The 13,815-nt window shown below is 59.3% G+C and carries 17 protein-coding genes; 1 reads left to right on the plus strand and 16 read right to left on the minus strand.

Annotation, left to right across the window (positions count from 1 at the left end; genetic code table 11):
* Together HMPREF9153_RS03530 and HMPREF9153_RS03535 are read right to left on the minus strand one after the other, a co-directional pair.
* Positions 1-250: Tox-REase-5 domain-containing protein (locus tag HMPREF9153_RS03530; protein ID WP_004809493.1), on the minus strand; the 250-nt coding region annotated here is incomplete at its 3' end.
* 120 nt (positions 251-370) lie between these two features.
* A complete protein-coding gene (locus HMPREF9153_RS03535) occupies positions 371-604 on the minus strand; it encodes a hypothetical protein (protein ID WP_004809495.1) in 234 nt (77 codons plus the stop codon).
* A gap of 400 nt (positions 605-1,004) precedes the next feature.
* Between HMPREF9153_RS03535 and HMPREF9153_RS03540 the strand changes: the two genes are divergently transcribed.
* Positions 1,005-1,757 carry a hypothetical protein gene (locus tag HMPREF9153_RS03540; protein ID WP_004809496.1) on the plus strand — a complete coding sequence of 251 codons (753 nt, stop codon included), beginning with the start codon at positions 1,005-1,007 and terminating at the stop codon, positions 1,755-1,757.
* Positions 1,758-2,398: 641 nt separating this feature from the next.
* Here the strand turns inward: HMPREF9153_RS03540 and HMPREF9153_RS03545 are convergent.
* The 14 genes from HMPREF9153_RS03545 to HMPREF9153_RS03615 all read right to left on the minus strand — a co-directional run bounded on the left by HMPREF9153_RS03545 (position 2,399) and on the right by HMPREF9153_RS03615 (position 13,465).
* Positions 2,399-3,031: a hypothetical protein gene (locus HMPREF9153_RS03545; RefSeq protein WP_152331231.1), complete on the minus strand. Its 633-nt coding sequence runs from the start codon at positions 3,029-3,031 to the stop codon at positions 2,399-2,401.
* A 137-nt stretch (positions 3,032-3,168) separates the two neighbouring features.
* A complete protein-coding gene (locus HMPREF9153_RS11520) occupies positions 3,169-3,774 on the minus strand; it encodes a hypothetical protein (protein WP_154647465.1) in 606 nt (201 codons plus the stop codon).
* 107 nt (positions 3,775-3,881) lie between these two features.
* A complete protein-coding gene (locus tag HMPREF9153_RS03555; RefSeq protein ID WP_004809503.1) occupies positions 3,882-4,781 on the minus strand; it encodes a hypothetical protein in 900 nt (299 codons plus the stop codon).
* 306 nt (positions 4,782-5,087) lie between these two features.
* Positions 5,088-5,555: a DNA ligase gene (locus tag HMPREF9153_RS03560; RefSeq protein ID WP_237726236.1), complete on the minus strand. Its 468-nt coding sequence runs from the start codon at positions 5,553-5,555 to the stop codon at positions 5,088-5,090.
* 535 nt (positions 5,556-6,090) lie between these two features.
* Positions 6,091-6,513, minus strand: coding sequence for a hypothetical protein (locus HMPREF9153_RS03565; protein WP_238993139.1), 423 nt, complete (start codon positions 6,511-6,513; stop codon positions 6,091-6,093).
* Positions 6,514-6,563: 50 nt separating this feature from the next.
* Positions 6,564-6,806, minus strand: a complete 243-nt coding sequence (locus tag HMPREF9153_RS03570) for a hypothetical protein (protein WP_004809509.1) — start codon at positions 6,804-6,806, stop codon at positions 6,564-6,566.
* 798 nt (positions 6,807-7,604) lie between these two features.
* Positions 7,605-7,886 (minus strand): hypothetical protein, encoded by a 282-nt coding sequence (locus HMPREF9153_RS03575; RefSeq protein ID WP_004809510.1) that lies wholly within the window; start codon positions 7,884-7,886, stop codon positions 7,605-7,607.
* Positions 7,887-8,089: 203 nt separating this feature from the next.
* Positions 8,090-8,548 carry a hypothetical protein gene (locus HMPREF9153_RS03580; RefSeq protein WP_004809512.1) on the minus strand — a complete coding sequence of 153 codons (459 nt, stop codon included), beginning with the start codon at positions 8,546-8,548 and terminating at the stop codon, positions 8,090-8,092.
* Complete coding sequence (locus HMPREF9153_RS03585) at positions 8,548-9,237, minus strand: pentapeptide repeat-containing protein (RefSeq protein WP_238993140.1); 690 nt, start codon at positions 9,235-9,237, stop codon at positions 8,548-8,550. Before HMPREF9153_RS03585 ends, HMPREF9153_RS03580 begins: the two co-directional genes overlap by 1 nt.
* Positions 9,238-9,297: 60 nt before the next feature.
* Positions 9,298-9,810, minus strand: coding sequence for a hypothetical protein (locus tag HMPREF9153_RS03590; RefSeq protein WP_021107986.1), 513 nt, complete (start codon positions 9,808-9,810; stop codon positions 9,298-9,300).
* 163 nt (positions 9,811-9,973) lie between these two features.
* A complete protein-coding gene (locus tag HMPREF9153_RS12610) occupies positions 9,974-10,174 on the minus strand; it encodes a hypothetical protein (protein WP_237726233.1) in 201 nt (66 codons plus the stop codon).
* A gap of 432 nt (positions 10,175-10,606) precedes the next feature.
* Entirely contained in the window at positions 10,607-11,422 is an 816-nt protein-coding gene (locus HMPREF9153_RS03600) for a hypothetical protein (protein ID WP_004809520.1), read from the minus strand.
* A gap of 576 nt (positions 11,423-11,998) precedes the next feature.
* Positions 11,999-12,652, minus strand: coding sequence for a hypothetical protein (locus HMPREF9153_RS03610; protein WP_036979990.1), 654 nt, complete (start codon positions 12,650-12,652; stop codon positions 11,999-12,001).
* Between the two features lie 288 nt (positions 12,653-12,940).
* Positions 12,941-13,465: a hypothetical protein gene (locus HMPREF9153_RS03615; protein ID WP_004809526.1), complete on the minus strand. Its 525-nt coding sequence runs from the start codon at positions 13,463-13,465 to the stop codon at positions 12,941-12,943.
* Between the last annotated feature and the right edge of the window lie 350 nt (positions 13,466-13,815).

Consider the following 13,815-nt stretch of genomic DNA (forward strand, 5'->3'; position numbering starts at 1 on the left):
CCTCAGGAATGATCTCACTCGCCACCCTAGCAGCCCCTTCTTCAGCAAATATCCAATGAATGGGCGTTGACCCCGCCGCCTCTAGCTGGCGGTCAGCAGCATCCCTGAGCGGGCCACGAGCCGTACTCCACTCCGCGGTTAGTAATTTCTCATATCCGAGCCCCTTGGCATCAATGAGTTCTCCATTCTGGAAACCGTCAAACTCGACACCATTGACATAGTAGCCTTCAGGCCGACCCGTGATCTGCAACTCATAAGCTCGAGAATGGGCCTCAACATGGGTCTTGATATTGCCATCACGCCCCGTTCACACTCGCTCACGGACAGCTCCACACCGGGAGGCTTCACAGTTCTCCTGCAGGAATCAGGCCTACAGATTCTCCTGCGTCTCTTCATCGAGGTAGACCGCCATCGCGGCCAGCCACGACGGGATGTCGTCGAAGGTGCCTACCAGCGAGCCTGCGTACCAGAACACGCGGCCTGGCCGCCCACGATCCGTCTCGAGGAAGAACTGATCCACGTCAGAGCGACTAGCTGCAGCCAGAAAACAGTCAGCCAGCGACGGGGTATCCGTCACGAGCTGATCGGCCGCCTCGGCAATCATGCTTGGGCGAGAACTTAATTCAGGCCGCCCGAAAAGTACGCAGTCTTGATAAAAGGAAGGCCATCCATCAGCAAGCCGAAGAACCTCTAAATAGGCATCCGGCACCTCTGGGTGATGACGACGGACATCCCAACACTCCGACTCACTCAAGCCAGGCCGAGGACCTTCATGCTCCCACATGGGCCGAAGATCAGACGCCGTCCACCGCTCGTTGGCGGCACACAACTGCGCCCATGCCTCACTGAGGTCCATCGAGACTACTCCCATCAAACTCAAATCCAGTCGGCTTGAATCCGGAGCTAAGCGGATTCTATTCCATACAATGAAGGACGGATACCCAAAGGATGCAGGTGCCTACCCAATCTACGCGCAGCCTGGGTGCTAGGAGGTAGTTGTGAGGATGTTGTTCAATCCATCCCAGGCGGATCCGCCAAGTCAGGTGGAGGTGCAGGTTCCGGGCGGTGTGGTCCCTCAGGGGGACATGGATCGGGTGATGGCTTTTAGCGAGGGCTTGGTCGAGGGGTGGTCGCTGGGTGGCCGCAAGATTGCCGACTGGTATCCGGGCTTTCCTCGTGGCGAGCGGGTGCGCTATGTCGGTTGCCATTTTGACGGGCTGGCCGTTGAAAGCTGGATGTGTCAGGACGTTGAGTTTGTCGATTGTGAGTTCACAAATCTGCGGGTGAAGAAGTGGGTTTTTGAGCGGGCCGCGATGCGGGGCTGCCGGGTCCAGGGAACGGCGAAGGATGTGCTGTGGTGGGGCGAGAGTTCTGCTGTCGGCGGTGGTGCGGGGGTGATCGACGGTAATGATCTCACCGAGTTGAAGTTCTCGGGGCCGTGCTCGCAGCGGGCTGGGCTGGCTGTGGTCGGTAATCGCTTCGCCCATTCGGCCTTTGTGACCGATGATCGGGCCGCTATCGTGAAGGCTGCCGAGAAGCTACTTGCTGTCGCTGATGGGTTGGCTGAGGGCGACGCTGCGCGGTGTGAGCAGGCGTTGCGGTTTGCGCGTGAGGATCTTGCGACTGGTCAGTCGGAGTGGTTCTTCCCTGAACAGTCCGGGCGTCAGGCTGGGTGGTCCCGGCAGATGGTCGAACTCTTGCGGCGCGCCGCCGAGAGTCGGCAGTCCCCGGCTTCGCGGGCGGCCGCACGTCGCTAGTCTGCGCCATGAGCGGCAAATGGTGTTCTTCGATCCTGGTTCCGGGATGCGGGTGCTTCGGTAGAGGAATCTTGCGGTCCGACCGGGCTAGCAGACCCCTTCCTCATACCCGTGCACCAGCGTGAACTCAGAGTCCCTCAGCTGCTGCGCCCAGCGCGCAGAGCCTTTTGTTCGCTACGCCCTACCTGCCAAGTCGGATTGACCACCGATTCACCCAATTGGCACCGCTTTGCCCCTCGACAGGGATCCCGACACTGTGTGATCAACGTCTTAAGAGGCAATGCCCAGCGTAGCCGCCGAAAGCCCCTCGTGAGACAGCAGCCATGCGCTAGCGATAGCTTCATGGTCGTGGTCACGCCGGCGACGGCGACGCCATCCAGCAGGCGCACCGGCAGCTCGCCGTCGGGCCCGGCCAGCAATAGCAGTTCACGAGCTGTGGCGGTGAGCAGCACGTGGCCGGCAATGCCAACCCAACGGGTCGCGACCTAGGACTGCTCCACGACGTTCCAGGTCAGCACACTCGGCTTAGCCAGTGCACGCATGGGGCCAGGCCACCGTGCGCGAACCGCTGCCGGCTCGAATCAACCCGGCCAGGACCCAATGTCCGGGCTACTGCCCAGAAACGCGTCTCGCAGGAGCGGTCACAACTGCTGCAGCGGTGGTGGCACGAACAGCTCGCGGGTGCGAGAGGCCGCCACCCAGGCCCCCTCCACAGCCATGGAGCCGTCCCGCACGAAAGCTTTCACTGCCGCCAGCGCCTCTGCCTCATCGCAGAACCACGCCATCGGGAACAAGAATGCCTCCCCTGCCAGTTTCATCGAGACCGCAGTGGGATCATCCGGATCAGCTCCCACTCGCACCATCAGGTGCTCCTGCAGCGTCCGGCCCTTACCAGCCGTGTGCATGACCACCCACCCGTGCGAAGTGTCCCTCAGCACACGCAGCTCACTGCCGTCGCGGCGAAACACCCCCATCAACGACCCCGGCTCCCCAGGGGCGGAGACCAAGGGCGCCGCAGTCACATCCTCGACCGCCACGCGCTCCCGCTCGGACACCACTACCGTGCCCAAACTCCCCGACTCGCGCCTACCCCGCAGCCCCCACAATCTCTGGATCACCGTTCCTCCTCCAACGCCGCACAACAACGACAGTGCCCTGACGACGATCCACGCCGAAGACTGCTCCCTGGGCAAGATCAGCAGCCCCACCACAGCCGCCACAGCAGCAACGCCGCGCCACCAGCCTGGCAACAAACCCACAACAATCCCTGCCACGATCCCCACCAGCACCATCGCCAGCGACCAAGGAACAGGCAGCCACACACACGCCACAACCAAGGCTGCTACCCCACATCCCACTGACCACCACAGACGCGACCGCTCCGCCGCCGGCCACCTCACCGACCCGCTCATCACTTCAGCACCGGAAGAAGCGTAGTAATGCCCCCGATACCCGCTGAGCCGATCACACTCTTCGCGTTGGGTCCGAAAGACTTCAGCCGCGTGCCGAAGTACGAGTACTGACTGAGCGTCGTTGCGCCCGGCGAGGTAGGAACAGTATGCCCCAACAACGCCGTCCAGCCAGCGCCAACGAGAGCGGACTTCCCAGCAGACTTCCAGTCGATGTCCTGCCCTGGATCCGCAATCAATTGTGCTACCAAATCCCCTCCGCCTGCACCCGCCGCACTCAACGCAACCGTGGACCCTACTGCAAGACGCCCGGCAGCTTTGCCAGTCAGTGCCTTGGCGATGGTGCCACCTTCAGGACCAGCCACTCCGGAGATACCGCCGGCAACGAATCCACCAGCGAAGGAACCGACGTAGCCGCGCACCGTCGCCGGCCCATCATGGCCTAGACCATATGCAAGCGTACTCGCTCCGCCACCAACGGCCCCATTCACCAGGGAGTTCGCGGCGATCGCCCTCGAACCGTTAGTCGAAGCAGCCCGAACGGCACCAAGTTCCGCACCGCCGATCCCGCCTAGCGCAACACTGACGCCGACCTGTGCCCAATCCACGCCGCCTGCAGCCACCCTCTGTTAGATCGACTCGCCGGCCCGGCAGCGGTCGGCCCATCGTTTAACAGTGGGCCACGAGACCTGGAACCTCGTGGCGATCCTACTGGCTAAAAACGTCCCCATTCCCGTTTATAGAAGGTGCCATCAATATCGGGCTCAAGCACTGCGTTCTGCCAGAAATCACTAGTAAAAATCACATAACCATCGCCCTCTGCCAGAACAGCATCCCGCTCCTCAAGCGAGGTCAAGTGCTTCGGATTGGGGACTAGCGTGGCCTCCAATGACGGCTCCCGAACCAATAAAATATCGTCGAACGCCAACACTGGCACAGGGCACTGACTCAACAACGGTAGGCCATCGGCCCAGAACACCCATACCAATCCATTTGGACGCAACTGCGAACGAACCTGCCCCAAATCCCGGGCCGGACACTTCCACGCCCGAAATGCGCCATAACCACGGTGAGAAACCTCGATCACTACAACGTCAACATCAACCAGGATTTCCTCGCAAAAATTCCAGAAGTTATCGTCGGCCTCCTCTGTAATGAAATGGAGGTCCTCGTCTTCTCGAGATACCTGTGGCCACACGTCAAAGCCCATACACGCTGGCCCGTCCAACTCCAATCTGAGTTCGCGGGGACCGGCATCACACAGCATGATCGCCCCATTCGAGTCTTGGTCTGCACGGATCCACCACCCATCACCGACAAGAGTGCAGGCCCATTTGTAGTGGCGCAGGCCCTCCACATACCACCGGATCGCCTCGTGTGACTCCATCTGCCGGCCAGTCCACAACGCACGCTCATCGTCAGGAACCTCCGGAAACCAGCGCAAGTCCGATACACGCAAGCTCTTCTGGTCCAATCTGTCGGCCACATAGTTCAAGAACGACGCCACACCATCCAAGTACTCCTCAAAGTTCGGATCATCCTCGATAGCGCCCTTATCCCAATCATGCTTCAGATAAAACTGAATCTCCGTACCAATAAGTTCACTACCCGTCACTTCCGCACCCGTTCCAGCGATACAGCCTTCCCTTTTTTAAAATTCACACTATACGTTTTCCATGCATCAGATCGTCCACCGATGCAGTCCCTCGAATAGCCCTTGACCATGACGGGTGTTACCGATCGAGATCGCGGTCGGCATCCTCTTCGACTTCGGATGCTTAAATACAGCCTCCCCATGCGAGACAACTCCACGAACCTTTTTATAACCAAGTTCCCCCGCTTACGAACTCTGACTCACCAGCACGCTGGGCACAAACGCGATGGCTATACCAGAACCAAGACCCTCTGCTAAAAACCGTGGCTATGCCTTTTTGCCACGCCTACCCTCAACAGCACGATAGTTCGCGACTCCTTCACCAAGCGCGATCTCGCCAGCCAACGGCCTCTGGACAGCATCAGCACCCACCCGCACCGACGGCACCGGTGTCCCATCAAAATACGTCACCCGCCCCGGCGTCACCGCCCGCAAAGCCTTCGCCACCTCATCAAAGAACCGAGTCATCGACTCAAGTTCCGGATCCCACACCGCCGACACCTGATCAGGCTGCACCGCGCCATCAGGCCGCCGAGACAACTTATGCCACGAAATGATCCCGCCGTCGGGCTGATTCAGGCCCCTCGGGCTTGTGCACGTGGCGTATCCCGGGTCCACCTCCGGAGACCACAACACCAACATCGGCCCGGCGATCTGGGATGGCGAATCAACGATCGCCTCCGCAGGCAGCGGCAAAGAAATCAAGCGGTCATCAAGCAACTTCGTACCCGGCACACGCGAACGCACCTCCTCCCACGCCCGCTCCCGATCCACATCAGTAAGAAACAACCGCAAAATCCGAGACCGCGCACCCATCCCTCAAACCTCTCTTCCATCTATTTCCGCCCTCTAGGTGGCTTATTGATAGCAATTACCGTCGCATTGCCGCCGGGTCCCGGAAGATCGTTGGCCGGTCGATGACCGGCTCCAACTCAGCGCTCCACAGCAAACACCCAGTCACACTCGGGCTACGCCGTCAGCCCTGCCCCCAGCCTCCTGGCAACTCGGCACCACGGCATCCGCTCAAGAAGACCTCCACCGCAGCCTTCATCTCAATAGCCGTGACACACTGCTCAGGAGCAACCTCCGAGAAAGACCCGAACTACTCACACCCCAGCTCCGCCGAGCGACGCGAAGATGGACAGGCAGCTCCCCGACTGGACCGGCTACCACCCTCGTCGCCCACTTCAACCAGAACGTAGCCGTCCCCCGGAATCTCTGCGACCGTCAGCGACCACCCCATCCGGGTCATGGCTCTCGCGACGAAGCCCTACGCAGACCAGTGACAGTACAGACCCTGGCAAGCCTCTCGCGCCTCGCGAGCCAGACCCGACAAGCGGTCTAGGAGGTCACGCCCCTCGGAGATCGCATCAGCTGGGACCATCGCTTCCTCGGCCCACTGCTCGAGAGCCGCTGCACGATCCTCGTCACTCAGCCGGACCAACGCATCAACCACACACGCCTTCACAGGAACGATCACGGCTTCCTCAAAACCGGCCACCGGCAGATCAAAAGGCTCACCCATCGCGCCGCCATCAGCCGCGTCATCAGACGCGTTCAGCAACGCCAAGACCTCTTCGCCAGCCACCACCCCGTGCTCGACGGCACCGGCCCACGAGCCAGACACCACCCCGGGCTCCAACACCTCAGCTGCGGCCGCATCATCCGCCGCCACGAAAAAAGTCAGATCCATACCCATCTTTCACCCGTCCCCTCGACCGCCTGCCAACCCCCGACCGGGGATTAGACAAGACCCCACATCCGACGCCAACGCTTAAGCCCCAAATCGAGCCACGTCGCCGCCGAGTCAAACAACTGCTGCTGTCCGACAAGGTTCTTGTCGATGATGTCAAGAATCATCATCGCATCGTCGTCTCGGTCAGCCCGCGCACGCTCCCGCGCTTGCTTGATCGCCTGCGCGCCGTTCTCGGCATAGAAGTACCCCGGGCCCTTGCGGGAGCTTCTGACGCGACAAATCGATCCCATATCGAAAGTCGCAGTCGATCATCTCTGCTTGCGAGAAATCATTGCCGAAAAATTGAAAACGCGCTGCTGAATCAAGTTCACGCGGGCAAGAAAAAGGCAGCGGTGCAAACGTCCAGTAAACGTACCAATCAATCAGTTCACCAGACATTAGCGACCAATCCTTCAAGCGGGCGCCCGTGAAATCGCATTTCTCAAAACGAGCCACACCTCCCGGCGAAAACGTCAACCAAGCGTCCCGAAAAGAGCAACGCCGGTAAATCGTTGGCTCTGAACCACTCCCTGCGCCGAAATTCTTGCAGCGGGCACCCTCAAAGGAGCAGTCCTCTACATCAGCCGCGAGCGCCTACCACGTTCGGTTCGTCAACTCGAAAACCTCACCACGAACCAACTCCCGGCTACCAGCCGACCCAACCAGCACCCGATCAATCATGGACTCATGCAACCCCCATACCGGTAATGACTTCTACTAACAAGACTCTATTCCCCCGAAGACCTGCACGTCGGTGGGATGCCAATGTGTCATCCATGCGAGAACACCGCGGTGATCAATCCCCTGCCGCCAGCGCATTCTTAGTACGTCCACTCACATACTCGACATAACCCGATGGCTTCTTCAACGAGACCTGTCGGAACATCCGCAATGGCCCCCGACCCTCATACGCCGTCTTACCCGCATACACCCAACCGTCCTGACCCAAAGTCACAGCATTACGCGAAACAGTCCCCTGCAGTAGCGGGGACCCCTGACTGGTGACCTCCACCACATCCTCATGTCTCGGCTCACCATCGACAATCCGATCAAAAAACCACCAACGCCACCAACAACTTGCTGTGCGCCACAATCTGAGCGATCATGTACCCGCCATTGGGAACATCACGCCAATACACATCCCCATCAATGTCATCGCCCTTGTCCTTTCGACCACGACCCATCGGAGACAGCTTCGACGACGAAGCCTTCGGCGACACAGCAGGGACAGTCTCAGCCTTCACCACCGCAGGCTTACCACCCTCCTCCAACAACTCCTCAACATCACCACGCACATCAGACTCAAAAACACCCACGCCAAAAGCACCCACAAGAACCCCTCCACCACAGTGAAGCCCCTAGTGTGTCCAGAGGCTTGATTCATGCTTTCAGTCGGTGGGCTGAAGGCGATGGTAGTGCAGCTGTTCGGCCTGCGTGAGGGGGAGGTCGTCCAGTCTCCAGGAATAGCAGCCGGTTACAGAAGTCGACCCAGCGGAGGGTCACGACCTCGACCTCGCAGACATCGCGCCAGAGCCTAGACGCACACCCAGCAATAAACTCGCTCATCCACGTCATGAGCGGCCCGAGCCAGCCCAGCAAGACCCTCAACAAGTCGTACCCGATCAGCAAGCTGCAGGCCCAGATCCTGCCGCGACACCTCAGCCCATGCCGTTGCCACCTCCCCAGCCTGCGCCAGGTCTAGTCCAGCCAACGCGGAGACCAAGCCCGGGTGAACCCCCAAGACCATGCGCTCGCCATCATCAACCATCGCCACCAGGGAACCAGCGGCAGGATCCACCAGGAGCGCCGACAACTCCTCACCCGTCAACGCCGATTGCAGACATGACGCCTCCACCGCTGGATCGACACCCTTGGTCTCCACCAGACCACGCAGTTGCCCGCTGTTCATGGAGATGGGCCCCCCAGGCTCGTCCAGCACCACAGCCGGGTCAACGCCTTCAGCTACCACGAAGTAATCACACAAGACACCCATCAGTGTTCTCCGCCCATCTCGGCCTCGACCGTTCGTACTAATCCCAACACTTCAGCCCAGACCTCCGGTGATGTCGAACGCAATGGCCACCCGAACCAGTCCTTCTGCCCTGAGCCAAGATGCATAGCCCACAACGACACCGACAGGTACTGTTCCGCTGCTGCGCGCAACTCCTCGGGGACCTCACCCAACCTGTCCAATGCAGCCTGAGCAACCTGAGGACCACACCCCAAGACCAACAGTGGCGCACAACTACCGGACCCCGGAAGGACGTTGGTGGCAAGGTCCACACCCGAACGAAAGTCGACCGAACAAGGATCGACGCCCGATAGGTCGTTCCGCTCGAAACGGTTGCGGCGATACTCAATCCCGGATTTCGCTGCCGTGTCTCCCCAGATCACGGCGTCAGCGATAGCCCCCTCGAACCGACAATCCACTACGTCGCCCTCGTCCAGCCGCCACTTCTTAATCTTGACGCTCTCAAACTCGCAGTCGACGAAGTCCATGAATGTGTGGTGCCACTCATCAATCCGGCAGTTCACAAAGCGACACCCGGAAAACACTGAACGTTCGCACCCCTGAAAGATAAATTCTTTCAGATGGAGACCAGAAAAAATACAACCATCCAGCCTGGCTCCGCGCACCGCCAATCGCCCATGAGGTGCTACATCGAAGGTCTCGTCGTTCACCGTCTGGCTCCAGACTCGGATACCAGAGTCCGTCAAAAACCCAGTAGTCATATCACCCTCCTAAAACGGATCGTAGCCAGCGAACGCACACGTCAAATAATCTCCACCCTTGTCAGTGTGCGCCTTAATGGTGTGCGGATTTGTAGTAGTTAACTCCACTAATGCGTCATTCATTTGTTTGTCTTTGTAATCGGGCCCCACACTTCGATATTCGAATCGTCCTGGATATAACAGATTCAGCTCACCGCGGATTTCATAGTGAACTTGACTACCGAGGAAAGCCTTCCTTAGCCATGGCTTTCTCTTAGCCGCGCGCGCCATCTCCTTGGAGAATTTCTTTTCTAAATCGTCGGCACCCTGCGATCGAATGCCCCGCGCTACCGCCCCAACAATTGTTTGCGAATCGGCATCATCAGGTATATCCACCTCAACACCGTATTGGAGCCTACGAGTCGCATTGTGTGCTAGGACCCAGCTGCTGTCGTCGGCCACGAAGTAGTTGTACAGGCCCTCCACTGTGAAGTTGTAGACCGTGGCGATCTCGCCGGTGGCCTGGATCGACACGACGGCCACGAGACTACCCGACTCGTCGTAAAGCTGGTCGCCAGCAACCCCTGACCCCAGACGCAACACACAACAGCAGCGCTGCCCCGCCCTATGAGCATTGGCCCGCCAGCCCGCCCGGTACCAGCCCGATCAGCTTCAAAACGAAGAAGTCCCCCAATCGGTATCCGGGCTACTTCTTGGTACGGCCCTTCTCCTCGGCAACGCGATAGCGCGCAATGGCCTCACCAAGCGCAATCTCGCCAGCCAACGACCTCTGGGCAGCATCAGCACCCACCCGCACCGACGGCACCGGCGTCCCATCAAAATATGTCACCCTGAACGGCGTCACCGCCCGCAAAGCCTTCGCCACCTCATTAAAAAACCGAGTCATCGACTCAAGTTCCGGATCCCACACCGCCGATACCTGATCAGGCTGCACCGCGCCATCAGGCCATCGAGCCAACTTGACCCATGCAATGGTCCCACCTTCTGGCTCATCCGGGTCCTTCGGGCTTGTCCGCGTAGCCAACCCCGGATCCACCTCCGGAGACCACAACGACAGCAATGGCCCCGAGACCTGTGATGGCGAATCAACGATCGCATCCGCAGACAGCGGCAAAAAATCAAATCATCATCCAGCAACTTCGTTCCCGGCACACGCGAACGCACCTCATCCCACGCCCGCTCCCGATCCACATCAGTAAGAAACAACCGCAACCGCCGCGTCCGCGTACCCATCCCTGGAACCTTTCCGCTCTCAGCCACGCCTTCTTAGCGCCAACCCGCTCGAAAGATTACGCGGATCGGCCATAGCAGCCGCAGCCTACTGAAGAGACGGGGAATCAGTGGCGGGATCTGTCACATCGATCCCGGCTTCCAGCGCCGCACGGAGCGCCTCCCGAGCTGATACGGGATGCGCAACTAGCTCCACCATCCCCTCAGCCACAGCGCGCAAGTCAGGTCCAGGCCCAGTCGCCACGAGGTGAGTAGCATCGACATGGAATTCCAGATGCCGCCTACGGGTCGGCTCAAGCCACGAGACCATCGAGGCCCACCACGCCGCATCTGGCACGATGCCCATACCTTCGAGGGCGGGACCCAGCACAGCCGCCGCTCGGTTCAGGTCCAGTTTCAACTCGCCTCGATGAATGGTCACGATGCGAGAAGCCCCCGCAGCGCCCCCACTGCCAGGATCGACGAGCAACCAACCCTGGGCATCGGCAACCTGCAAAGCCAGACCCCACGAACTCAGCATCTCGTAACGCGGAAGCGGCTCCACTGGCGAGTCAAGGAGATGACCATGCTCATCCACAACCCGGTTCTCCATGCGGAAGTGATGGACCGCTAGACGTTCACCGGGCTCAAAATCCAAACTCGCCACCCTGCGGAACCACTTCCGGCGAAACTCCTTCTTGTTCACCAAGACATAGGAGCCAAGCCTCCTTGACGCCTGCAAGCACGACCGATCATCCCCAAGATCCACCTGGCTGGCATCAGCATCGAACTGATACATCAGAACCACCGGGGCCTTCACCATCTCCAGATCAGGATCAATGACTCGACCCAAGAACTCCTGCTCCCCGACACAGATCGCGGTCACATCCCCAGCATGGGGAACAAAGCCCTTTTCATAATTCATCTGCTCAACCAAGAAAATTCTCCAAACCGTTCTTCTCGAGAATATCTATACCATGCGCAACAGCCTCAGCATGAATTAGACTCATACTCTATATATAGAGTGAATTGTATTTAGCCAGCCGCCATCTTTCTCAAGTCTCCGCGCAAAAATGATCTTCTCCGCGGCAGACCATCCGTCCGCATTCCCCACGCCCCTCCATAAGTCGCCCAGCCCGGCTAGGCCAAAAGGCCAATCTGGTCCACCCGAGCACCCGCATCCCGGAACCAGGGTCGAAGAACACCATATGATAGCGCTCTGCCATCTCCTGCAACACGGGTACCGCCTCCTGCATGAGGCTGTTCCCCAAAGCCACATGCAGCAACTCTCCCGAAGCCTCCGCCAGCAACGGCATCGCCGCCCACACACAACTCTCGTCATCGCGCTCCGGCAACTCCGCCGTCACCTCTGCCGGGAACGCACCAACCACAGGCCCAGCAGGACCACGCTGAGTGCCCTTCAACCGTTCGTAGCAAGCCGCCCAATCGGCGTCCGGCCCGTTGTCGCACAGACCCTCTGGCCAAAAGGCCACTACATAACTCACCGAGCCCCCATCCAGAAATCTCGCAACTGCGGGGGGATCACGCTGTCCTGCGGCACAGCAGCGACCATCTTGCCACCGCACATACGATCAGCTAATTCGAACTCACTGCGCTCGATCTTCTTCCTACGCTTCCGCGCCAGCGTGCGCGGCACACCTTCCATGACAAAGACTGGCGCAAAACCCTCAGCCAGCCAGTGAGGCACCTGTACCCCCACTGCCAACACATCCAACTGCAACCATGACGACACAACACACATCGCAGCCTGTTCCCCAAGTGAACACGTCTGCACCCATTCCGCTGCCTGATCCTCACCCAGCGCACGCGCAGCATCAACAAAGACCCGCAACTCGGTATCTGAGCCAAACGTCGGAATCGCCTTTCTTTGATTTTTCGTGAATGGTGCCTTGAGGCCATTCTTCACCTCTACGAAAATGAAGTTGCCCTCAGCATCCCTTAGCAGTAAGTCCGGGCGGATCCAACCCGTCAAGGACGCATTATGCGCCAGCACCCATCCGCCGTCGCCGGCAACGTAGTAGTCGTGCAGGACCTCGACTGCGATGTTGTAGACCGTGGCGACCTCACCAGTGGCTTGGACCGGCAGACCAGCACCAGGGCATCCGCTCAAGAAAGCCTCGACCGCAGTTTTCATCTCAATAGCCGTGTCCACACTGCTCAGGAGTGCCCTCCGAGAACGAGCCGAAACACGTCATCTGGGTGGCGTGACCCAGGACAGGCTGTGACCCGAACCGTGTCTGGTAACGCCTCAACCGGTGCCCACGACTCCACATGCCGCGATAACGACTCCTCACTGTCAAACTATGAGGAACTTCTCGCAGCCGAGCAGCGAGCAGGGACGGTTACCGCGCCGAAACGATGATTGTCGCAATGGCCTCTGTGGGCTTAAGACAGGTCGAGGCCCTCGACCCGCGGGCACCTGTTAGTCATTGTCGGGGCGAGCGAAGAACACTCCCTCCGCTGTCGTGCGTATGACCCGCGCCGCCCGCACAAAATCCGGATACGAATCATATGCGTCCCGCGGCGCATAGTTCACCGCCGATAAAATAGAACCGTCTAGAAGCCTCGGCCCCAAGTCCGCCCTCCCGCAGTTGACATACTCAGGCGAAAAAATACGACAGGCCATCTCCGCCATCATCATGGCCACATCCTCATCATCCTCATCCACGACGCCCGGTAAGCTCCCCATTGCCACAAAGCGAAACAGGTCCTCCCGCTCCGCATAAGTATCCAAGTCGAGGTGAACGTTGAGATCACCCCGCGGGGCCCAGATAGAGGCGAAGCCTCCTTCGGCCACGAGACGTCGGACCAACTCTTGCTCAATAGCCACTGGTGTGGCCAACACTGCCCGCTTCGAGTCTGCAGTGAATCGCCATTCGCTCAACTCAGGATAAAGACTACCCACCTGGTTACACCAGGCAACCACACGTGCAGCGATCTCCTCCATTCTCGGAGAAGATAGCTGCCACGCACACCTCAATGACCACATCACACATCATCTCCTGTTCACACAAACGAAACTACCGAATACAAGGGACATGACTGATCTTAATCTTCGCAGGACCCAGCCGACGCACCTCTGAAACAGCCCTGTCTTCGGTAAATATCCACCCGGGATAACGACTTCTCACGGTCGAATCATGAGGAACTTTTCGCAGCCGAGCAGCGAGCAGGGACGGTCACCGCGCCGAAACGATGATTGTCGCAATGGCCTCTGTGGGCTTAAGACAGGTCGAGGCCCTCGCTCCGCGAGTACTTGTTAGTCGTGGTCGGGGCGAGCGAAGAACACTCCCTCCG

The sequence above is a fragment of the Cutibacterium avidum ATCC 25577 genome (genome assembly GCF_000227295.1).
In the GTDB taxonomy this organism is placed as follows: domain Bacteria; phylum Actinomycetota; class Actinomycetes; order Propionibacteriales; family Propionibacteriaceae; genus Cutibacterium; species Cutibacterium avidum.

What these genes read in the sequence shown, in the direction of transcription:
- HMPREF9153_RS03615 (WP_004809526.1), bottom strand. Translation starts at nt 13,465, where the DNA reads ATGGAGGAGATCGCTGCACGTGTGGTTGCCTGGTGTAACCAGGTGGGT.
- HMPREF9153_RS03570 (WP_004809509.1), bottom strand. Translation starts at nt 6,806, where the DNA reads ATGGGATCGATTTGTCGCGTCAGAAGCTCCCGCAAGGGCCCGGGGTAC.
- HMPREF9153_RS03565 (WP_238993139.1), bottom strand. Translation starts at nt 6,513, where the DNA reads ATGGATCTGACTTTTTTCGTGGCGGCGGATGATGCGGCCGCAGCTGAG.
- HMPREF9153_RS03580 (WP_004809512.1), bottom strand. Translation starts at nt 8,548, where the DNA reads ATGGGTGTCTTGTGTGATTACTTCGTGGTAGCTGAAGGCGTTGACCCG.
- HMPREF9153_RS12610 (WP_237726233.1), bottom strand. Translation starts at nt 10,174, where the DNA reads ATGACTCGGTTTTTTAATGAGGTGGCGAAGGCTTTGCGGGCGGTGACG.
- HMPREF9153_RS03540 (WP_004809496.1), top strand. Translation starts at nt 1,005, where the DNA reads ATGTTGTTCAATCCATCCCAGGCGGATCCGCCAAGTCAGGTGGAGGTG.
- HMPREF9153_RS03600 (WP_004809520.1), bottom strand. Translation starts at nt 11,422, where the DNA reads ATGAATTATGAAAAGGGCTTTGTTCCCCATGCTGGGGATGTGACCGCG.
- HMPREF9153_RS03535 (WP_004809495.1), bottom strand. Translation starts at nt 604, where the DNA reads ATGATTGCCGAGGCGGCCGATCAGCTCGTGACGGATACCCCGTCGCTG.
- HMPREF9153_RS03610 (WP_036979990.1), bottom strand. Translation starts at nt 12,652, where the DNA reads ATGAAAACTGCGGTCGAGGCTTTCTTGAGCGGATGCCCTGGTGCTGGT.